Origin of the sequence: Allobosea sp. R86505 (genome assembly GCF_042466375.1) — a bacterium.
Lineage (GTDB): Bacteria > Pseudomonadota > Alphaproteobacteria > Rhizobiales > Beijerinckiaceae > Allobosea.
Genome location: NZ_JAXHPY010000001.1, coordinates 3,632,018 through 3,651,031, shown reverse-complemented (window position 1 = coordinate 3,651,031; position 19,014 = coordinate 3,632,018). Strand labels below are relative to the sequence as shown.

Below are 19,014 nucleotides of genomic sequence, written 5' to 3'. Positions count from 1 at the left end.
GGAAGGACAGGGCAAAGGCACTCAGACGGGCCGTGGCGCCAGCGCACCATCGCCGAAGAAGCCGCCCGGCCGCAGGAGCAGGACCACGGCGAGCAGGGCATAGACGGCGATGTCGCGCTGTTCGATCGGCATCGTCGCCGACCAGAGCACTTCGAACAGGGCGATGCAAAGCCCGCCGAGCGCTGCGCCCGCCGGCGTGCCGATGCCGCCGAGGATGGCGCCGATCAGAGCCTTGAGCCCGAGCGTGAAGCCGCCGGCGAAGCCCATCCCGCCATAGACCGCCGTGACGATGACGCCGGCCATGCCGCTGGCGGCGCAGGCCAGGATCAGCGCCCGGTCATGGACCGCCCTTGGATCGACGCCGAAGAGCGCGGCGGTGCGCGAATCGTCGGCGACCGCGCGCCATTGCCGCCCATAGGCCGAGCGCGCGATCAGCAGGACGAGCCCCAGCGTCGCGCAAAAGCCGGCCGCAGCCACGCCCAGCCCCAGCGGCGTCGCGGTCACGACGAAGCTGCCGGCGCGCGCCAGCGGCATCGGCTCGTTCAGCACGGGCGGCAGCCAGCGCAGCCCGGTGCCCTGCGCCAGCCGCAGATATTCCGACAGGGCGAGCGCAAGGCCCAGCGTCGCGATCAGCACCGCCTGGCCCCGGGCCTGGGCGAGGGGCCTCAGCACGAAGCGCCCCATCGCGAAGCCGTGCAGGGCCGCGACGAGAATGGCGACGACGAAGGCCGCCATCAGCCCCGCAACCGGCGTCGAGGCCGCAACCGAGACGAACAGGGCCGCCCCGACCACCGCAGCCGTCGCGCCCAGCGCCGCGAACTCGCCGAAACTGAGGATGATGCGCCCGCTGAGGCCGTAGATCAGCGCATAGGCGCAGGCCAGCAGGGCGTAGATCGCCGCCGTGGGCAGGGCGCTGAGCCCCTGCTGCAGCCCGTAGGCCATGCCGTGAGGAAGCTCCGGCAGCCAGAGCGGCAGGGCGGCGCCGGGGTCGACCGGCGGATCGACACGGTCCTCCAGATAGAAGCGGCGCAGCAGGTAGAAGCTCGCATCGGTCATCGGCTGGCCGTCGGAGGCGATGCCGATCAGGCCGCCGCGACGCAGGCCCTGGCCCTCGCCGGCGAAGAGGCAGTCGATGCTGCGCCGGCGCACCGGGCCTGAGGCCGGCCCCGCCAGATAGATCATGCGCAGGACATGGGGCCGCGAGCCGGTGCCAGACCGCTCGATCGTGATCGGCGTGCCCGGCGCGTTTAGAGCGGGAATCGCCTGGCGGCAGAGCCGCTGCTGGTCGGTGTCGAAGCGCTCGCTGCAGGAGGCGAGCGCGAGAACCAGCAGAATCGTCGGCAGGAGAGGGCGCATACGGCGCGCAACGTAACGCAGAAGCGGCCGCGCGCCATTCGTCATTGCGAGGAGCGCAGAGACGAAGCAATCCAGGGGGCGTCGAGCGCCATGTCGCTGGATGGATTCGCTGCGCTCGAAATGACGGGAGGAGGCGAGCCCTCAGCCGGCGGCCTTGAGCTTCTGCGCCACCTGCGGCGCGAAATAGGTCAGCACGCCGTCGGCGCCGGCCCGCTTGAAGGCGGTCAGGCTCTCCATCATCGCGCGCTCGCCGTCGAGCCAGCCATTGCCGGCCGCCGCCATGATCATCGCGTACTCGCCCGAGACCTGGTAGGCGAAGGTCGGCACCCGGAAATGGTCCTTCACCCGCGCGACGATGTCGAGATAGGGCAGGCCGGGCTTGATCATCACCATGTCGGCGCCCTCCTCGAGATCGAGGCCGACCTCGGCGATCGCCTCGTCCGAATTGCAGGGGTCCATCTGGTAGGTGCGCTTGTCGCCGACCAGCGTGGCGTTGGTGCCGATCGCGTCGCGGAACGGGCCGTAGAAGGCCGACGCATATTTGGCCGCATAGGCCATGATCTGCACGTCCTCCTGGCCCGACGCGTCGAGCGCGGCCCGGATCGCGCCGACCCGCCCGTCCATCATGTCGGAGGGGGCGATCACGTCGGCGCCGGCATCGGCCAGCGCCAGCGCCTGCTGCACGAGGATATGGACGCTGGCGTCGTTGAGGATGCGCTCGCCGTCCATCACGCCGTCATGACCATGGGAGGTGTAGGGGTCGAGCGCCGCGTCGCAGATGATGCCGATCTGCGGCACCTCGGTCTTGATCGCCCGCACCGCCCGGCACATCAGGTTGCGCGCGTTCAGCGCCTCGGAGCCGGTCGGATCGCGCAGCGCCTTGTCCACGAAGGGGAAGGGCGCGATCGCCGGGATGCCCAGCGAGGCCGCATGGGCGGCCTGGCGCACCGCCTCGTCGATGTTGAGGCGGTCAACGCCCGGCATCCAGGCGACGGGCGTGCGCGCCTCGCTCGAATCCATCAGGAAGAGTGGCCAGATCAGATCATCGGTCGTCAGCCGCGTTTCGCGCACCAGCCGCCGCGACCATTCCGCCTTGCGGTTGCGCCGCATGCGCCGGGTCAGGCCGAGAGCGGGCGAAGCCTGATCCTGGCGGGTTTGCGGCGCCGGGAAAGGCCGCACGTTGCGGGTGTCCAATGAGGCCTCCGTCGGCTCGGTGATGCCGGCAAGGCCGGAAGCATCACCCTAGCACATCGGAACCTTTCCAAAAAAGGGCCTGTGGTCGCAACGGGGCGGGGCGGCCGGGGCGCGTTGACAAGCATCCCGGGCCCGGACCAGAACCGGGGCCGACGCAGCAGGGAGCGCAACCGCATGTCGCAGAGCCCGGAGATCCTGTGCGAGGTGCGCGGTGCGGCCGGCATGGTCGTGCTCGACCGGCCGAAGGCGCTGAACGCGCTCAGCCTGCCGATGGTCCGCGAACTCGCCCGCGCGCTGGACGCCTGGGAGACCGACCCGGCCGTGGAGCGCATCGTCGTCACCAGCACGAGCGACAAGGCCTTCTGCGCCGGCGGCGACATCCGCACCCTGCACGATCTCGGCAGGGCGGGCCGCCATGACGAGATGCTCGCCTTCTGGGGCGAGGAGTACATCCTCAACGCCCGCATCAAGCGCTATCCGAAGCCCTATGTCGCGCTGATCGACGGCATCGTCATGGGCGGCGGCGTCGGCATCTCGCTGCATGGCAGCCACCGCATCGCGGGCGAGCGCTACCTCTTCGCGATGCCCGAGGTCGGCATCGGCTTCTTCCCCGATGTCGGGGCGACCCATGCGCTGCCGCGGCTGCCGGGCGCGGCCGGCATCTATCTCGCGCTGACGGGCGACCGTGTGGGCGCGGCCGATGCGCTGGCGTTCGGGCTCGCGACCCATGCCGTGCCGAGCGCGCGCATGGCGGAGGTGACGGACGCCCTGACGCGCCGTGGTGCGCTGGACGACATCCTCGCCGCGTTCAGCCATGATCCCGGCCCGGCGAAACTCGCCGGCGAGCGCGAGACGATCGCCCATTGCTTCGGCGCGCCGACCCTGCCGGAGATCCTCGCCCGGCTGGCGGCGGCCGCGGGCGCCGGCAGCGCGTTTGCGGCCAAGCTGCGCCAGACGCTCGCGGTGAAGTCGCCGACCAGCGTCGCCATCGCCTTCGAGCAGATGCGCCGCGGCGCCGGCCTCGACTTCGCCGAGGCCATGCGCACCGAATTCCGCATCGTCTCGCGTATCGCCCATGGCCATGACTTCTACGAGGGCGTGCGCGCTGTGGTGATCGACAAGGACCATGCGCCGCACTGGCGGCCGGCCTCGCTCGACGACGTCGATCCCGCCGCGATCGCGGCCTATTTCGCCCCGCTCGGCGCGGCCGAACTGGCGCTGGAGTCCTGAGGCGATGCCGGCGGGCGACACTGACACGCTGCGCAGCGGGCGCATCGAGGGTGGAGCGGGCGGCGGCGCGCAGGCCGCCTCGACGCGCTGGCGCACGCTGCTGGTCTGGATGCTGCGCATCCTCTCCGTGCTCTGGCTCGCCAAGGGGCTGCTCGCCTGGGGCGTGATCTTCGGCGTCTGGGGCGAGGCGCAGCCGCCCTTCGAGAACCGCCTGCTCAGCTTCCAGGCCATCATCGTCTATTTCGCGGTGATCGATCTCGTCGCGGCCGTCGGCCTCTGGCTGACCTCGACCTGGGGCGGCGTGCTCTGGCTGCTGGCCGCGATCAGCCATCTGCTGCTGGCCTTCTTCTTCCCGCGAATGCTGCCGATGACGCTCTGGCTGGCGGGGGCCTATCTCTGCGCGATCCTGGCCTATTTCGTCGCGACCTGGGCCGCCGAGAACGAAAGCGCCTGAGGCCGGACCGTTCGACAGCGGCGAGTCACGGTAACTAACGCTTTAGCTTAAGGCTTTCCGGCTTCACCTTGCATTCACCCAAAGGGGTAAATCCCTGATTCATCCTGATATTTAAACTCGTTTTCATCCGGCCCGCCTATGGTGTTTCTCAGAAGCGGATCGGGAGATCAATCCTGACCGACGGTCAACAGGCGGGATATACCATGAAAGCGAGCGTCAAGACTTCGGTTGTCGAAAGGTCTGACGAGGCTGACCTGAAGGTGAAGCCTCTCTACCTCGAGTCCCTCACGCTGGTGGAGCGGCTGCATCGCCGCCTCCTCGACGTCATCAAGGACGAGTTCGAGCGGCGCGGCCGCGACGACGTCAACAGCGTGCAGGCCCTGCTGCTCTACAACATCGGCGACGCCGAGCTGTCCGCCAGCGAGCTGCGCACCCGCGGCTACTATCTCGGCTCGAACGTCTCCTACAACGTCAAGAAGCTGGTCGAGCTCGGCTATCTCCACCATGCCCGCTCGCGGATCGACCGTCGCTCGGTGCGCATCAGCCTCACCGAGAAGGGCGCCGAAGTGCACAATCTCGTGAAGGGCGTCTACGACAAGCACGTCCGCACGGTCGAGCAGATCGGCGGCATCGCGGCCGACGATTTCGAGCGCATGAACAACGCCCTGCTGCGCCTCGAGCGCTTCTGGACCGACCAGATCCGCTACAAGCTCTGAAGCGGAGCGGGATCGCTCCCGCTCCCGCCTCTTTCGGACGCTGTCGCCGCTCCCGCCTCCGGCCGGGGGCGGCGTCGCGTTGCCTTGGCGCCACAATTCGCCCCTGACTGTTGCCGGATGCGGCCATGCCCTAAATTCGCCGCGCTCATCACGCCTCGTTAATTGTGTTACGGCAGCTTCGCCCGTTATGAGGCTCCCGCACCGGCGGGCGGCCTTCGGGTCCTTGCCGGACCGCGCAGGATGAACGAGTTCGAGAGGGACGTGATGCCGACGATGAGCCTGACCCGCCGCGAAACAGTTCTGGCGCTGCTTTCGGGCGCCGCTGCGACCTCGGCCGTGCCGGCCTTCGCCCAGCAGGCGGAGTGGCGCCAGAGCTACGATGCCGGCGCCCGCAACGCAGTGGCCCGCTCCCATACGCCGATGCTCTCGCCGGAATCGCTTCAGGCGACGGAGGCCGCCATCGTCGCCTATCGCGACCTCGCCGCGCGCGGTGGCTGGCCGTCGGTGCAACTCGGAGACCGGATGTCGGTGGGCGCGAAGGGGCCGGGCGTCGTCGCCCTGCGCCAGCGCCTCATCATCACCGGCGATCTCACCGCCAATGCGGGCACCAGCAACGTCTACGATTCCTATGTCGAGGCGGGCGTGCGCAACTTCCAGGCCCGGGTCGGTCTCTCAACCACCGGCGCGATCAACCGCGCGACCGTCGCCGCGCTGAACGTGCCGATCGACCGCCGCATCCGCCAACTCGAGACCAACGTCATCCGCCTGCGCACCTGGTCCGGCAATCTCGGCAACCGCTATGTCGTCGCCAACATTCCCGCCGCGATGGTGGAGACGGTCGAGAACGGCCATGTCGCGACCCGCCATGCCGCCGGCGTCGGCAAGATCGACCGCCAGTCGCCGCTGCTCTCGACCCGCATTCCCGAGGTCAACTTCAACCCGACCTGGACCGTGCCCGCTTCGATCATCCGCAAGGATCTGATCCCGAAGATGCGCAAGGAGCCGAACTACCTGACCGAGAACAAGATCCGCATCATCGGCCCCAGCGGCGAGATCGCCCCGGAGCGGGTGAACTGGAACTCGGACGAGGCGACCCGCTACACCTTCCGGCAGGATCCGGGCGGCGAGTTCAACTCGCTCGGCTTCGTGCGCATCAACATTCCCAGCCCGCACGGCGTCTACATGCACGACACGCCGGCCAAGGGCATCTTCGGTGACGATTTCCGCTTCGTCTCCTCGGGCTGCATCCGCGTCCAGAACGTGCGCGACTACATCGCCTGGCTGCTCAAGGACACCCCCGGCTGGGATCGCGCCAAGATCGACCAGGTCATCGCCTCGGGCGAGCGCATCAATGCGCGCCTGGCCACGCCGGTGCCCTGTCACTGGGTCTACGTCACCGCCTGGGCGACGCCCGATGGCGGCGTCCAGTTCCGCGACGACATCTACAACAAGGACGGGCTGGGCCCGGCCCCCGTCGCCGCGCTGCAGGGCGAGCAGGACATCTGAGCGGCTGTTTGCGAGCCGTGTGAGACGAGGAAACCCGCCGGCGACGGCGGGTTTTTCGTGGGGGAGTGCTGTGTCTGGTGCGGGTCGGGAGCGGCTCCCCGCGCGGCGCCGACAGCTGACGTCGAGGTAGAGCTTTCGACCCTGCGCTCCCTAGCCGAAGAACGGTGCGGAATTCGGAAACCACCGCCAGCCGCGCCAGCCCCTTAAGCCCGTTTTCGCCGCGCAAGCACCCAAGGCACCACGATGATGGCTGCGGCCATTACCCACAGGCTCATCGACAGCGTGCTTTCATACAGGATCGACAGCTCACCGCCTGAAATGGCAAGGGCATTGCGCAGATTTGTCTCCATCACCTTGCCCAGCACGAAGCCGAGGATGATCGGCGCCATGTCGAAGCCGAGCTTGCGCAACGCATAGCCCACCACCCCGATGCCGAGCATGATGAACACCGACAGCACGCTGGAATAGGCAGTGTAGACACCCAGGACGGAGAGCACGGTGATGGCCGGAATCAGTACCCAATTCGGCAACAGCAGGGCGGAGACGAAGAGCTTCACCATAGGCAGGTTCATGACAAGCAGCATGATGTTGCCGATGTACATCGAGGCGATGAGGCCGCCTACCAGCGCCGGCTGCTCGGTGAAAAGCTGCGGACCGGGCTGGATGTTATAGAGCATCAACGCTCCCAGCATCACTGCCGTGGTGCCGCTGCCCGGCACGCCGAGCGTCAGCATTGGCACGAAGGCACCGGTGGCGGCGGCGTTGTTCGCCGCTTCAGGGGACGCGAGGCCAATGGCGCTGCCCTTGCCGAAATCCCCCTTGTCGCTCAGCCGCTTCTCAGTGGTATAGGCGACCGCGCTGGCGACGGACGCGCCGGTGCCTGGCAGCACGCCGACGATGAAGCCGATGACTGTGGCACGGACGGAGGGCCACCAGATCTCGCGGATGACCTTCCAGCTCGGATAGCTGCCGGTGACCGCCAGCGGCCGGAAGGAACCGCCGGCCTGCTTCTCCAGCATCAGCAGCACCTCGGAGATCGAAAATAGCCCGATCACGAGCACGATGAACTCGATGCCGTCATGCAGCTCCGGCTGATTGAAGGTGAAGCGATACGCTCCCGAGGTCGGATCGAGGCCGATGGTCGTCAGGGCAAGCCCGATCAAACAGCCGATGAGCGTCTTCACTGGCTCGTGGCCCACCATCGAGGACAGCGTGGCGAAGGCAAAGACCATCAGGACGAAGTATTCGGCAGGGCCGAATTTGATAGCCAGCATGCCGAAGAGCGGGGCGAGGAAGGTCATCGCCAACACGGCGATGATGCCGCCATAGAAGGACGAGACGCCCGAGATCACCAGTGCTTCGGTGGCCTTGCCGGCGCGGGCCATGGGATAGCCGTCGATCGCGGTCATGACGGCGCCGGCATCACCTGGGACATTGAGCAGGATCGATGAGATGCGCCCGCCATACTCCGCGCCGTAGTAGACGCCGGCCAGAAGGATCAGCATTGAATCGGGCGGCAAGCCGGCGGTGTAGGCGATGGGCAACAGCAGGGCGATGCCGTTGATCGGCCCGATGGCCGGAAGGCAGCCGATCATCGTGCCGAGAAAGCAGCCGAGAAAGCCGAAGAAGAGGTTCTTCCACTGCAGCGCGACGCCGAAGCCCTGCCAGAGGTAATCAAGGGACATCATGGCCGGCTCCTGACGGTCGGAAGGATGGGATGGGCCGGTATCAGAAACCGAGAGGACCGATAGGGAGGGTGCCGCCCAGCAAAGGGCCAAACAAGGCCCACCAGACCAGAGATTGAGCCACACCGGACGCGAGAGAGACCGCAAAGGACGCGCCGAACATCAGCGCCATGCCGGTGCACAGCACCGTCATCGCCATGATGAACCCGATCCATGGCATTAGCCCGACCGTGAGGCAGGCCAGCGTCATGAAGCCGAGCACGTTGGCCAATTCCTTGCGGTTCGGGGGCGCCTCGCTTTCGCCGGGCTGGATAAAATACCAAAGCCCACACAGCGCCAGCCCGAGGCCAAGCACGAAGGGGAACGTGCGCGGCCCGAGCGGATCGGAGGCGAAAGCGTACTTGATGGTGGTCGAGGCAAAGGCCAGCCCCGCTGCCCCGATGATAATCGCGATGGCCGCCCAACGCCCGCCGCTTAGTCGCTGCCCCTGTCCCGTCATGCGATCCGCTCCCCCCGAAGCACTGATGTCCCGGGCCGGGCTGGAGCGACGGCCACATGATGCCGGGCGGCCTGAAGCCACGAGGCAGAGTTGTCGCGCGCCATGCGGCGCGCCATACTTCGTCGATCAATCCCGGCCTTGGCGACGCGTGAGCCGCGCCGCAGCCAACGGAAAGCCCGATGCGGCTCAGAGCCCGGCTTCTGTCGCGAGCGCGCGGAAGCGCTTCACATCGGCCTTTACGCGCTCGTCATACTGGGTGCCCACCATGTCGAAGGGGAAGAGCCCGCGGGTTTCCTGCTCCTGCTTGAACTCCGGGGTAGTGATCAGCTTGGTCAGCGTGTCGACCCACCACTTGTATTCAGCCTCGGTCACCTTTGGCCCAACGTAAAAGCCGCGCCAGATCGGCCATTCGATGTCGTAGCCCTGCTCCTTGGCGGTAGGAATGTTCGCGAACACACCAGGCAGGCGCTTGTCCGACATGATTGCGAGCACGCGGATGCGGTTGGCCTCGATCAGCTTCACCATTTCCGAAGCGTCGCCCGCAGCGATCTTGATGTGTCCGCCCTGCAAGGCCGTGGTCACCGCCCCGCCGCCCTCGAGCGCGGCATAGCGCATCTTCTTGGGGTCAGCTCCCCCTGCGCGCGCGATCAGCGCCGCCTTCATCCAGTCTTGGCTGCCGACCGCGCCACCGCCGCCGATGGGGAAGCCGGCCGGGTTCTTGGCGTATTCCGTTACCAGTTCCTTCAGCGACTTGATCGGGCTGTCGGGAGCGACCGCAATCACGCCGTAATCGGCGCCGAGCGCGCCGACCCAGCGCACCGCGTTCTCATCGTGATTGCCGAACTTTTTCTGGGCGAGCAGCAGCGCCGAGCCGGAGGAGGCCGCGACAACGAGGCCGCCATCAGCCGGGCGCGAACCGACGACATGATTGTAGGCCACGGCGCCAACGCCACCTTCCATGTAGGAAACAGCCATCGGGTTTCTGATGATCTTGGCGGCTTGAAGCGAGTTAGCAAGCAACCGACAGGTCAAGTCGAAACCGCCGCCAGGTTTTGCGCCGGCCAAACATTCGGTCTTTGCAGGTTGAGCTGTGGCCGGAACTGCAAAGAGTGTTGCAGCAAGGGTGGCGATCGACAGGATGAGCTTCATGTTTGTCTCCCCGAAATTCTGTTGTTATTTTACCAGAATTAGAACGAACTTCACGCGAGAGTCAAAGGGGGCAACGTCAGCGCGACTTTAGTTTATCCGTCACTCCCCAAATGGCCTGCGGTTTGAGGTCAAAATCTGCTCACGATGCCGCTAGGTCAAGCGCTCTCCGTTCCGGACCGGGCGCGGGCTGGCGCCGCCAGGCGGCTTCGAGTGACGGAGGTCAGATGGCGTGGTCATCCTCGGCCCCTTCGTATGCTTCGGCTGGCTTTTCAGCACGCTGGACAGAATTGCTCTGCCCTTTTCGTTGAGTTGGGGTCGAGATCATGGTCAGGCGCATGACGGTGGCGCTCGAAGACGGCGGATGGCAGCAAGGATGGCGGGCATCATCGGAGCGGTGGTGGCCACTTCTAGCAGTTGGAAGGTGATGGCGCGGGCGTGGCGGACGACGCGCGCCCCAATCATGCTTAGCTTGAGCCCGAAAAACAGCGCCAGCCACCGCGTCACCGCCAACAGGACCGCATCATCGAGCCCCCGATGACAGCGCCGGCCCCTTGCCGCTGCACCGGCATCGCCTTGTTGATCGGGACCTGAGACGGCTTGAGCAGGCCGTTCTGCGGCGTCGGCGGAACGGTGAGCCGGATCAGGGGGGCATCGACCTGCGTTCCCGAGATCAGCAGGACCGTGATCGTGCCGGTCTGATCGAAAGGATCGGCTGGACGACGAGGGCAGGGCGGGGCTTTCCGACATCGGCCGTCATCGCAACGGTGACGATGTCGCCGCGCGTCACGCCTCATTCTCGCCGGCGAGATCGGCAACCGCGCCCTCGAGGAAGTTGTTCAGATCGTCATCGGCGGCGTCCGTCGCTGCGACGACGAGCGACTGGCGGCGACACTCTTCGACGAAGCCGGCCCAGTCTCGTGGCATGACGCAGTTCGCGTTCTCCCCCGCGCGCTCATGTCGCCCGCTTCACGCTTGGAAAGGCGCTCCGCCGGTGCTACGGGACCGCCGATGGCGGGATCATGCGCGGATTCCGCAAGCCAGACTGAAACCGCATGGGCCTCCGGTCCGGGCCATGCGGCGATCCAGCGCCGATGGAGCCTCGCCATGAGCCATGACGCCGCCGCTGAAAAGCACCTGTCGAACTCGTTCTTCGGCGCCTCGCTGGCCGATGCCGATCCCGAAATCGCCCGCGCGATCGAGCTCGAACTCGGCCGCCAGCGCGACGAGATCGAGCTGATCGCCTCCGAGAACATCGTGTCGCGGGCCGTGCTCGAGGCGCAGGGCTCGGTGATGACCAACAAATACGCGGAAGGCTATCCGGGCCGGCGCTATTATGGCGGCTGCCAGTTCGTCGACATCGCCGAGAAGCTGGCGATCGAGCGGGCCTGCCGGCTCTTCGGCTGCGGCTTCGCCAATGTCCAGCCCAATTCCGGCAGCCAGGCCAACCAGGCCGTGTTCATGGCCCTGATGCAGCCCGGCGACACCTTCATGGGCCTCGATCTCGCCGCCGGCGGCCACCTGACCCATGGCGCGCCGGTCAACCAGTCCGGCAAATGGTTCAACGTCGTCTCCTACGGCGTCTGCGTCGTCGACCAGCTCATCGACTATGACGCGCTGGAGCGCCTCGCCCGCGAGCACAAGCCCAAGGTCATCGTCGCCGGCGGCTCGGCCTATGCTCGGCACTGGGATTTCGCCCGCTTCCGCGCCATCGCCGACGAGGTCGGCGCTTATCTCTTCGTCGACATGGCGCATTTCGCCGGCCTCGTCGCCGGTGGCGCCCATCCCTCGCCGTTCCCGCACGCCCATGTCGCGACCACGACGACCCACAAGACCCTGCGCGGTCCGCGCGGCGGCATGATCCTGACCAATGACGAGGCGCTGGCGAAGAAGTTCAACTCAGCGATCTTCCCAGGCATCCAGGGCGGGCCCTTGATGCATGTCATCGCCGCCAAGGCGGTGGCCTTCCAGGAGGCGCTGCAGCCCGAGTTCAAGATCTACGCCCGCGCCGTCGTCGAGAACGCCAGGGCGCTCGCTGACACGCTGAAGACAAGGGGCTTCGACCTCGTCACCGGCGGCACCGACAACCACCTGATGCTGGTCGATCTGCGCTCCAAGAAGGTCACCGGCAAGGCCGCCGAGATCGCGCTCGGCCGCGCCCACATCACCTGCAACAAGAACGGCATCCCCTTCGATCCGGAGAAGCCGATGGTCACCTCCGGCATCCGCCTGGGCACGCCCGCCGCCACCTCGCGCGGCTTCGGCGTCGCCGAGTTCAAGAAGGTCGGCGAACTGATCGCCGAGGTTCTGGACGGGCTCGCAGCCAATGGCGAAGAGGGCAACGCCGCGGTCGAGCAGGCGGTCAAGGCCAAGGCGCATGAGCTGACCGGGCGCTTCCCGATCTATTGAGGTTGCGGCCCCGCAGGGCGGCTTGAGATGGCCGCCCTACGGGGTTACATACGGATCGGGCAATGGAGGTCGATATGGGCAAGGCCGCCGTGACGATGCGCGAACTGCAGAAGATGTAGGCCGCGATGATCAAGGCGCTGCCGCATACTGTTCCGATCCAGAGCGACGGGGAAACCGTCGCCTTTCTGACTCCATTGAGGGAGCCCGATCCTGAGGCATGGAAGCGCGTCCTTGACCAAATCGAGGCGCATCATGCCCAGTTGAGCCCGGACACGAAGGCTTGGCTGGAGCAGTTTCTCGACGCGCGCGAAAAGTGAACATCGGCCGCAAACCCTCGACTGCTCTGGTTGTCGACACCAACATCGTTCTGTCGATGGTCCTGGGATTCAAGCTGCGCGGGGTCTGGGACGAAATCGCGACGCGCAGGCGTCTGCTCTTTTCGGTAGAATCCGTTGCGGAACTGATGGCCGTGCTCTGGCATCTCCGAGATCGTGCGCCCGACGCGGAACATGATGCGAGAACCGCATTGAGGCTGATGGAGGTGCCGCAGGAAGCGCGCTATCACTCGTCATTGGTGGCGGCTGCAGACGCGCTCCGCCGTGCGCCGGCCTACCGGAACGGCAGCGTCAAGGACGCCCACATCCTCGCGTTGGCCTGGACCTTTGACGCCGACATCTGGTCGCATGACCGCGATTTTGCGGGAACGGGCTGGCCGTCCTGGTCCAGCGCCAATCTCGCCGCAGCCCTGAGCACGGAGGCCGTCGCCTCCGCTGCGCAACCCTGAGCCCACCATGCGCTGTCCCTATTGCGGCTCCCTCGATACGCAGGTGAAGGATTCGCGCCCCACCGACGATTCCGCCGCCATCCGCCGTCGCCGCGTCTGCCCCGATTGCGGCGGCCGCTTCACCACCTTCGAGCGGGTGCAATTGCGCGAGCTGACCGTCGTCAAGCGCTCGGGCAGGCGCACCGTCTTCGACCGCGACAAGCTCCAGACCTCGATCGAGGTCGCGCTGCGCAAGCGCGCCGTCGCGCCCGAGCGCATCGAGCGTATGGTCAACGGCATCGTGCGCCAGCTCGAAAGCTCGGGGGAGGGCGAGATCGCGAGTTCCGCCATCGGCGAGCTGGTGATGGAGGGGCTGAAGGCGCTCGACGACGTCGCCTATGTCCGCTTCGCCTCGGTCTACAAGAACTTCCGCGAGGCCCGCGATTTCGAGGCGATCCTCGACCAGCTCAGCAGCGACGAGGAGGCGGGCGAGGCCGCCGCGACGCCGCCCCGGTCCGATGGCTGAGCGGGACGCGGACCGCGCCGCCATTGACCGCGAGTTCATGCGCCAGGCGCTGGCCTTTGGGGCACGCGGACAGGGCACGACCTGGCCGAACCCCTGCGTGGGCGCGCTGGTGACGCAGGACACCGCCGACGGGCCGGTCATCGTCGCGCGCGGCCATACCCAGCCCGGCGGGCGCCCCCATGGCGAGGCCAACGCCTTCGACCGGGCCGGCCCCAACGCGGCGGCGGGCGGCACCCTCTACGTTACGCTGGAACCCTGCTCCCACCGCACCATCCGCGCCGCGCCCCCTTGCGTCGAGCGCACCATCCTCGCCGGTGTCCGCCGTGTGGTGGCGGCGATGGCCGACCCCAACCCGCGCTTCCAGGGGCTGGGCTTCGCTTTGCTGCGCACGGCGGGCATAGAGGTGACGACCGGCGTGCTGGAAGCGCAGGCGCAACGGGCCCATCGCGGCCACGTCCTGCGCGTGACGCGGGGCCGGCCGATGGTGACCTTCAAGATCGCCCGCACGGCGGATGGCTATGCCGGCGGACCGGGCGGGGCGCGGCTGGCCGTCTCCTGCCCCGAGGCGAATGGCTGGGTCCATCTCCAGCGCGCCCATCACGATGCGATCATGCTGGGCATCGGCTCGGTGCTGGCCGACGATCCGCTCCTGACCGTGCGCCTGCCGGGGATGGCGGCGCGCTCGCCGGTGCGCGTCGTGCTGGATTCGCAATTGCGGCTGCCCGTGGACTCGCAACTCGTGCGGACGGTCCATGACGTGCCGTTGTGGGTGCTGGCGTCCGAGACGGCTCCGATCGAGCGCGAGACGGCGCTGGTCGCCGCCGGCGCCGAGGTGATGCGCGTCTCTGCCGATGCGCAGGGGCATCTCGATCTTGCTGAGGCGCTGACCCTGCTGGGCACGCGCGGCATCACCCACGTCTTTTCGGAAGGGGGGCCGACCGTGGCGGAGAAGCTGGCGCTCGCCGGGCTGCTCGACGAGGTCGTGGTCTCCACCTCGCCGCGTGCGCTCGGCCAGCCCGGCGTCGTCGCCGTGCGTCCGGGCCTTGCGGCGGCGCTGGCCGACCCCGATCTCTACCGCCTTGCGGAGACCGGCCTGATCGGTCACGACCGTTTCGAGCATTTCGTGAGGACAGGCTGATGTTCACCGGCATCGTCACCGCCATCGGCACCGTCGTCGAGAGCGAGCGCAAAGGCCCGAGCCTGAAGCGGCTGGCCATCGCCTGCCCCTATGACGCCGATGGCATCGAGATCGGCGCCTCGATCGCCTGCGCCGGTGTCTGCCTGACGGTGACGGCGCTGCGGCCGCGCAGCGATGGCGAGCCCGGCTGCGTCTTCCAGGTCGAGGCCGCCGCCGAAACCCTGTCGAAGACTCTGGTCGGGGAATGGGAGGTGGCCAGCCCGATCAATCTCGAGCGCTCGCTCAAGGTCGGCGACGAGCTCGGCGGCCATCTCGTCACCGGCCATGTCGACGGCGTCGGCCGGATCCTGACGATCGAGCCGATCGCCCCCGATCCCGACGAGCCATGGGGCGCGACCGCCCGCTTCCACATCCGCGCGCCGCAGGGGCTGGCGCGCTTCATCGCCGCCAAGGGCTCGATCTGCCTCGACGGCACCTCTCTGACCGTCAACACGGTCGAGGACGACGTCTTCACCGTGCTGCTGATCCCGCACTCCTTCGCGGTCACCACCTGGGGGCAGCGGAAGGAGGGCGATCCCGTCCATGTCGAGGTCGATCTGATGGCGCGCTATGCCGCGCGGCTTGCGGAGGCGCGTGCGGAGGTCTAACCAGCGGCCTCATCGTTTCGAAGTGGACAAGAACCATGGCCGGACCCCGGCAATCCTCGGCCGCACCGGCCGCAACTTCGGCCGTCGATCTCGACGGCGCGCGCGTTCTCGTGGTCGAGGCGCGCTTCTATGACACGCTCGCCGACGAACTGCTGGAAGGCGCGCTCGCCGTCCTCGACAAGGCGGGCTGCCGTGTCGATGTCGTTACCGTGCCCGGTGCGCTGGAAATTCCCTCCGCCATCGTCATCGGCCTGCGTGCCGCCGACGAGGCGGTCGACCCCTATGAGGCGGTGGTCGCGCTCGGCACCGTGATCCGCGGCGAGACAGGCCATTACGACATCGTCGCCGGCGAGAGCTCGCGCGCGCTGATGGACCTCTCGGTCGCCTTCGCGCTGCCGCTCGGCAACGGCATCCTGACCGTCGAGAACGAGGCGCAGGCCTGGGCCCGCGCCAACCGCTCGGAGATGGACAAGGGCGGCGGCGCCGCGGAAGCCGCGCTGTCGGTCCTGCGCTACAAGCGCTCGCTCGGGGAGCAATCCACATGAGCAAGCCGGATTCGAACCGCGCCGAGATGCGCCGGGGCGCCCGGCTCTCGGTCGTGCAGGCGCTCTACGAGATGGAGATCGGCGGGCGCGGTGTGGTCGAGGCCATGGCCGAGTTCGAGGCGTTCTGGATCGGCAAGCTGGTCGAGGACATCGAGTTGCCCAAGGCCGAGATCGCCTTCTTCCGCGATCTGCTGGGCGGTGTCGTCCGCGAGCAGCGCCTGGTCGACCGCTCGGTGGACGAGGCGCTCGCCTCCGGCTGGCCGCTGAAGCGTATCGAGGCGGTGGTCCGGGCGATCTTCCGCGCCGGCGCCTATGAACTCGCGTTCCGCAAGGATGTGCCGGCCCGCGCCGTGATCTCGGAATATGTCGCGGTCGCGCGCGCCTTCTACGAGGGCGAGGAGATCGGCATGGTCAACGCCGTGCTCGACAAGCTCGCCCGCGATTTCCGCGCCGACGAGTTCGACGCGCCCGCGGCGTGAGATGTGAGGTCGGGGAAAGGCATCGTCTACACGATCCACACCCGTGAACGGCTTCGCGAACGCCATATTGCGACGAATTGGGTCGAGGCGATCCTTGATGCGCCTTTGATCGATGAGCCTGATCCCTCTGGTGATGGTCGGCGTCGGTGTTGGGGCCGCGTTCCCGAATTTGGTGACCGCATGCTGCGGATCGTCTATGTTGCCGAGATCGATCTGATCCGTGTGATCACGGTCACGCCCGACCGCAACCGTGGACGCCGCACGCCATGATGCGCGACATCGCCACCACGTATGATCCCGAAGCCGATGCCGCCTATCTGCGGGTCGGCGAGGGCTCGATCGCGCGGACGGAAGAGGTTGCCCCCGGCGTCGTGATCGACTTTGCAGAGGACGGCGGTGTGGTCGGAATCGAGCTGATCGACGTTCGACGGACCGTGGCAGGTGGCCGCATGCATTTCGCTCGGCCGGAAGCGGCGGAGTAGCGGTCTGGAACGCCCCGGCGAATTCGAGCTGATCGCCCGCTATTTTGCGCCGATCGCGGGACCGGGGGGCTCGGGCTGGTCGACGATGCCGGCCTGCTGCGGCCTGCACGGGGCTACGAGATCGTCGTCACCGCCGATGCGCTGGTCGCCGGCGTGCATTTCTTCCCCGATGATCCGCCGGGCTCGATCGCCCGCAAGGCACTGGCGGTCAATCTCTCCGATCTCGCCGCAAAGGGCGCGAAGCCCGAAGGCTTCGTGCTGGCGCTCGCCTTGCCGAAGGGCTGGACCGAAAGCTGGCTCGCCGCCTTTGCCGCCGGCCTGAAACAGGCGGCCGATGAGGCGGGCTGCCCGCTGATCGGGGGCGACACCGTCTCGACCCCGGGCCCTCTGACGCTCTCGATCACCGCTTTCGGCAGCGTTCCGGCCGGCCGCATGGTGCTGCGCTCGGGCGCGAAGCCGGGCAACGTGCTCGCCGTCTCCGGCACCATCGGCGACGGTGCGCTCGGCCTGAAGGTCTATGGCCCCGCCGCGCCGCCTTGGGTGGCAGGGCTGTCGGAGGATCATCGCGCGGCGTTGGCGGATCGTTATCTCCATCCGCAGCCCCGCCTGCGTCTCGCTGCCGCGCTGCAGGCGCATGCCTCCGCGGCGATGGACGTCTCGGACGGGCTGGTCGGCGACCTCTCCAAGCTGCTGAAGGCCTCGGGAGCCGGCGCCGAGGTCGATCTCGACGCCGTGCCGCTGTCGGAGGCGGCGCGCGCTGCGATCATGGCCGATCCTGCGCTGGCGGAACTGGCCTGGACCGGCGGAGATGACTACGAAATTCTCTGCACGGCCTCGCAGAAAGAATATCCTGCTCTGGCAGCGGCGGCAGCGGCCGCCGGCATCCCGCTGACGGCGATCGGCGTGGTGACCGGGACGGCCGGGGTCGTCGAATATCGCGAGAAGGGCAGGGCGCGCAGTTTCGCGGCCGGCTCCTTCGCTCATTTCTGAAGCCGGCCCTCCAGCCGCCTTCGCAGGGACGGCAGAACCATGAACCAGCATGTTCCGGTCGCAGACGCAGACGCGCTCGCCAAGCGCAACTCCGTCGTGCTGGCCTGCGCCCAGGCGCTCGGCGGCGCCAGCCCCTCGATCGTGATCTCGCTCGGCGGCATCGTCGGCTCTCAGCTCGTCACCGACCAGACCTTTGCGACTGTACCGGTGAGCCTGATGCAGCTCGGCATCGCCGTCGGCGTCATTCCCGCGGCCATGCTGATGCGCCGCCACGGCCGCCGCAACGGCTATCTCATCGGCGCGCTGATCGGCGCGACCGCCGCCAGCGTGGCCGCCGCCGGCGCCAGCACGCGGCTGTTCTGGCTGTTCTGCCTGGGCACCTTCGCCTGCGGGCTCTATGGTGCCTTCGTCCAGAGCTACCGCTTCGCCGCCGCCGACGCCGCGACCGAGAGCTTCCGCCCGCGGGCGATCTCCTGGGTCATGATCGGCGGCATTGCGGCTGGCGTGATCGGCCCGCAATCGGTCTACTGGACGCGCGATCTGACGCCGGCCGCACCCTTCGCCGCCAGCTTCCTCGCCCAGGCCGCTCTGGCGCTGATCGCCATGCTCGTCATCCTGCAACTGCGCGCCCCGCCGGTGGCGCAGGTGAAGGCCAGCGGCGGGCGGCCTTTGCCCGAGATCATGCGGCAGCCGAAATTCATCGCCTCGGTGACGGCGGCACTCGTGACCTACGGGCTGATGAGTTTCGTCATGACCGCCGCGCCCCTCGCCATGGTCGGCTGCGGCCATTCGGTCGGTGACGCTGCGCTCGGCATCCAGTGGCATGTGCTGGCGATGTTCGGGCCGAGTTTCTTCACCGGCCGGCTGATCGCGCGCTTCGGCAAGGCCCAGGTCACCATCGCCGGCCTGCTGCTGACCGCACTCGCGGCGGTGATCGGGCTCACCGGCATCAGCGTCGCGCATTTCTGGATCGCGCTGGTCGTGCTCGGAGTCGGCTGGAACTTCGGCTTCATCGGCGCGACCGCGCTGGTGACCGACTGCTACCGGCCGGAGGAGCGGGTGAAGGTCCAGGCTGCCAACGACTTCCTCGTCTTCGGCTCGGTCGCCATCGCCTCCTTCTCCTCGGGCGGGCTGCTCCATGCCGGCGGCTGGGAGAGCGTCAACTGGCTGGTGTTTCCGCCGGTTGCGGTGGCGCTGGCACTGGTTCTCTGGCAGGCCGCGGGCCAGCGCGCCCAGCCGGCCTGATCCT

General features: G+C 67.7%; 21 protein-coding genes and 2 pseudogenes. 16 read left to right on the top strand and 7 right to left on the bottom strand.

Going from position 1 to position 19,014, the window contains the following annotated elements:
• Positions 1-21: 21 nt before the first annotated feature.
• Both SJY11_RS17615 and hemB read right to left on the bottom strand, forming a co-directional pair.
• Complete coding sequence (locus SJY11_RS17615) at positions 22-1,356, bottom strand: branched-chain amino acid ABC transporter permease (RefSeq protein WP_376988057.1); 1,335 nt, start codon at positions 1,354-1,356, stop codon at positions 22-24.
• 141 nt (positions 1,357-1,497) lie between these two features.
• Positions 1,498-2,535 carry a porphobilinogen synthase gene (hemB, locus tag SJY11_RS17610; protein ID WP_376989362.1) on the bottom strand — a complete coding sequence of 346 codons (1,038 nt, stop codon included), beginning with the start codon at positions 2,533-2,535 and terminating at the stop codon, positions 1,498-1,500.
• A gap of 189 nt (positions 2,536-2,724) precedes the next feature.
• Here hemB and SJY11_RS17605 point away from each other — a divergent pair, with 189 nt between their 5' ends.
• From SJY11_RS17605 to SJY11_RS17590, 4 genes are all read left to right on the top strand, one after another.
• Positions 2,725-3,780 (top strand): enoyl-CoA hydratase/isomerase family protein, encoded by a 1,056-nt coding sequence (locus tag SJY11_RS17605; protein ID WP_376988056.1) that lies wholly within the window; start codon positions 2,725-2,727, stop codon positions 3,778-3,780.
• 4 nt (positions 3,781-3,784) lie between these two features.
• Positions 3,785-4,234, top strand: a complete 450-nt coding sequence (locus SJY11_RS17600) for a DUF6163 family protein (RefSeq protein WP_376988055.1) — start codon at positions 3,785-3,787, stop codon at positions 4,232-4,234.
• Between the two features lie 203 nt (positions 4,235-4,437).
• Complete coding sequence (gene ldtR / locus SJY11_RS17595) at positions 4,438-4,950, top strand: transcriptional regulator LdtR (protein ID WP_192641961.1); 513 nt, start codon at positions 4,438-4,440, stop codon at positions 4,948-4,950.
• Positions 4,951-5,214: 264 nt separating this feature from the next.
• Positions 5,215-6,456, top strand: a complete 1,242-nt coding sequence (locus tag SJY11_RS17590; protein ID WP_376989361.1) for a L,D-transpeptidase family protein — start codon at positions 5,215-5,217, stop codon at positions 6,454-6,456.
• Between the two features lie 203 nt (positions 6,457-6,659).
• On the opposite strand, the gene SJY11_RS17585 is transcribed toward SJY11_RS17590, so the two are convergent.
• The 5 genes and pseudogenes from SJY11_RS17585 to SJY11_RS17560 form a co-directional block, all read right to left on the bottom strand.
• On the bottom strand, positions 6,660-8,144 hold the full coding sequence (locus SJY11_RS17585) for a tripartite tricarboxylate transporter permease (RefSeq protein WP_376989360.1): 1,485 nt from the start codon (positions 8,142-8,144) through the stop codon (positions 6,660-6,662).
• Between the two features lie 40 nt (positions 8,145-8,184).
• Positions 8,185-8,640, bottom strand: a complete 456-nt coding sequence (locus tag SJY11_RS17580; protein WP_376988054.1) for a tripartite tricarboxylate transporter TctB family protein — start codon at positions 8,638-8,640, stop codon at positions 8,185-8,187.
• Between the two features lie 186 nt (positions 8,641-8,826).
• Positions 8,827-9,789: a Bug family tripartite tricarboxylate transporter substrate binding protein gene (locus tag SJY11_RS17575; protein WP_376988053.1), complete on the bottom strand. Its 963-nt coding sequence runs from the start codon at positions 9,787-9,789 to the stop codon at positions 8,827-8,829.
• 327 nt (positions 9,790-10,116) lie between these two features.
• A pseudogene (locus tag SJY11_RS17570) lies at positions 10,117-10,266 on the bottom strand (IS1380 family transposase); the annotation flags it as partial.
• A 306-nt stretch (positions 10,267-10,572) separates the two neighbouring features.
• Positions 10,573-10,713 (bottom strand): antitoxin MazE-like protein, encoded by a 141-nt coding sequence (locus SJY11_RS17560; protein ID WP_376988052.1) that lies wholly within the window; start codon positions 10,711-10,713, stop codon positions 10,573-10,575.
• Between the two features lie 180 nt (positions 10,714-10,893).
• On the opposite strand from SJY11_RS17560, the gene glyA reads away from it, so the two are divergent.
• From glyA to SJY11_RS17500, 12 genes and pseudogenes are all read left to right on the top strand, one after another.
• Complete coding sequence (glyA, locus tag SJY11_RS17555) at positions 10,894-12,195, top strand: serine hydroxymethyltransferase (RefSeq protein WP_376988051.1); 1,302 nt, start codon at positions 10,894-10,896, stop codon at positions 12,193-12,195.
• A 125-nt stretch (positions 12,196-12,320) separates the two neighbouring features.
• Positions 12,321-12,512: a hypothetical protein gene (locus SJY11_RS17550; protein ID WP_376988050.1), complete on the top strand. Its 192-nt coding sequence runs from the start codon at positions 12,321-12,323 to the stop codon at positions 12,510-12,512.
• A complete protein-coding gene (locus SJY11_RS17545) occupies positions 12,509-12,979 on the top strand; it encodes a PIN domain-containing protein (RefSeq protein ID WP_376988049.1) in 471 nt (156 codons plus the stop codon). The genes SJY11_RS17550 and SJY11_RS17545 overlap by 4 nt, the downstream gene beginning before the upstream one ends.
• Positions 12,980-12,986: 7 nt before the next feature.
• Positions 12,987-13,484: a transcriptional regulator NrdR gene (gene nrdR, locus SJY11_RS17540; protein WP_376988048.1), complete on the top strand. Its 498-nt coding sequence runs from the start codon at positions 12,987-12,989 to the stop codon at positions 13,482-13,484.
• Positions 13,477-14,622, top strand: coding sequence for a bifunctional diaminohydroxyphosphoribosylaminopyrimidine deaminase/5-amino-6-(5-phosphoribosylamino)uracil reductase RibD (ribD, locus tag SJY11_RS17535; protein ID WP_376988047.1), 1,146 nt, complete (start codon positions 13,477-13,479; stop codon positions 14,620-14,622). Before nrdR ends, ribD begins: the two co-directional genes overlap by 8 nt.
• Complete coding sequence (locus SJY11_RS17530) at positions 14,622-15,269, top strand: riboflavin synthase (RefSeq protein WP_376988045.1); 648 nt, start codon at positions 14,622-14,624, stop codon at positions 15,267-15,269. Before ribD ends, SJY11_RS17530 begins: the two co-directional genes overlap by 1 nt.
• A 35-nt stretch (positions 15,270-15,304) precedes the next feature.
• Positions 15,305-15,814, top strand: a complete 510-nt coding sequence (gene ribH, locus SJY11_RS17525) for a 6,7-dimethyl-8-ribityllumazine synthase (RefSeq protein ID WP_376988043.1) — start codon at positions 15,305-15,307, stop codon at positions 15,812-15,814.
• Positions 15,811-16,293, top strand: coding sequence for a transcription antitermination factor NusB (gene nusB / locus SJY11_RS17520; protein WP_326911794.1), 483 nt, complete (start codon positions 15,811-15,813; stop codon positions 16,291-16,293). Before ribH ends, nusB begins: the two co-directional genes overlap by 4 nt.
• Positions 16,294-16,296: 3 nt before the next feature.
• Positions 16,297-16,563 (top strand): DUF4258 domain-containing protein, encoded by a 267-nt coding sequence (locus SJY11_RS17515; protein ID WP_376988042.1) that lies wholly within the window; start codon positions 16,297-16,299, stop codon positions 16,561-16,563.
• Entirely contained in the window at positions 16,560-16,775 is a 216-nt protein-coding gene (locus tag SJY11_RS17510) for a DUF2283 domain-containing protein (RefSeq protein WP_376988041.1), read from the top strand. Before SJY11_RS17515 ends, SJY11_RS17510 begins: the two co-directional genes overlap by 4 nt.
• A gap of 4 nt (positions 16,776-16,779) precedes the next feature.
• A pseudogene (gene thiL / locus SJY11_RS17505) lies at positions 16,780-17,765 on the top strand (thiamine-phosphate kinase).
• A gap of 39 nt (positions 17,766-17,804) precedes the next feature.
• Positions 17,805-19,010 carry an MFS transporter gene (locus SJY11_RS17500; RefSeq protein ID WP_376988040.1) on the top strand — a complete coding sequence of 402 codons (1,206 nt, stop codon included), beginning with the start codon at positions 17,805-17,807 and terminating at the stop codon, positions 19,008-19,010.
• The last annotated feature ends 4 nt before the right edge of the window (positions 19,011-19,014 follow it).

Bases quoted from the DNA above. Each gene is read 5' to 3' on its own strand.
- SJY11_RS17600 (WP_376988055.1), top strand. From the start codon at position 3,785: ATGCCGGCGGGCGACACTGACACGCTGCGCAGCGGGCGCATCGAGGGT.
- SJY11_RS17500 (WP_376988040.1), top strand. From the start codon at position 17,805: ATGAACCAGCATGTTCCGGTCGCAGACGCAGACGCGCTCGCCAAGCGC.
- nrdR (WP_376988048.1), top strand. From the start codon at position 12,987: ATGCGCTGTCCCTATTGCGGCTCCCTCGATACGCAGGTGAAGGATTCG.
- glyA (WP_376988051.1), top strand. From the start codon at position 10,894: ATGAGCCATGACGCCGCCGCTGAAAAGCACCTGTCGAACTCGTTCTTC.
- SJY11_RS17605 (WP_376988056.1), top strand. From the start codon at position 2,725: ATGTCGCAGAGCCCGGAGATCCTGTGCGAGGTGCGCGGTGCGGCCGGC.
- SJY11_RS17585 (WP_376989360.1), bottom strand. From the start codon at position 8,144: ATGATGTCCCTTGATTACCTCTGGCAGGGCTTCGGCGTCGCGCTGCAG.
- ribD (WP_376988047.1), top strand. From the start codon at position 13,477: ATGGCTGAGCGGGACGCGGACCGCGCCGCCATTGACCGCGAGTTCATG.
- SJY11_RS17590 (WP_376989361.1), top strand. From the start codon at position 5,215: ATGCCGACGATGAGCCTGACCCGCCGCGAAACAGTTCTGGCGCTGCTT.
- SJY11_RS17615 (WP_376988057.1), bottom strand. From the start codon at position 1,356: ATGCGCCCTCTCCTGCCGACGATTCTGCTGGTTCTCGCGCTCGCCTCC.
- SJY11_RS17575 (WP_376988053.1), bottom strand. From the start codon at position 9,789: ATGAAGCTCATCCTGTCGATCGCCACCCTTGCTGCAACACTCTTTGCA.
- ribH (WP_376988043.1), top strand. From the start codon at position 15,305: ATGGCCGGACCCCGGCAATCCTCGGCCGCACCGGCCGCAACTTCGGCC.
- SJY11_RS17550 (WP_376988050.1), top strand. From the start codon at position 12,321: ATGATCAAGGCGCTGCCGCATACTGTTCCGATCCAGAGCGACGGGGAA.
- ldtR (WP_192641961.1), top strand. From the start codon at position 4,438: ATGAAAGCGAGCGTCAAGACTTCGGTTGTCGAAAGGTCTGACGAGGCT.
- SJY11_RS17580 (WP_376988054.1), bottom strand. From the start codon at position 8,640: ATGACGGGACAGGGGCAGCGACTAAGCGGCGGGCGTTGGGCGGCCATC.
- SJY11_RS17530 (WP_376988045.1), top strand. From the start codon at position 14,622: ATGTTCACCGGCATCGTCACCGCCATCGGCACCGTCGTCGAGAGCGAG.
- SJY11_RS17560 (WP_376988052.1), bottom strand. From the start codon at position 10,713: ATGCCACGAGACTGGGCCGGCTTCGTCGAAGAGTGTCGCCGCCAGTCG.
- SJY11_RS17510 (WP_376988041.1), top strand. From the start codon at position 16,560: ATGATGCGCGACATCGCCACCACGTATGATCCCGAAGCCGATGCCGCC.
- nusB (WP_326911794.1), top strand. From the start codon at position 15,811: ATGAGCAAGCCGGATTCGAACCGCGCCGAGATGCGCCGGGGCGCCCGG.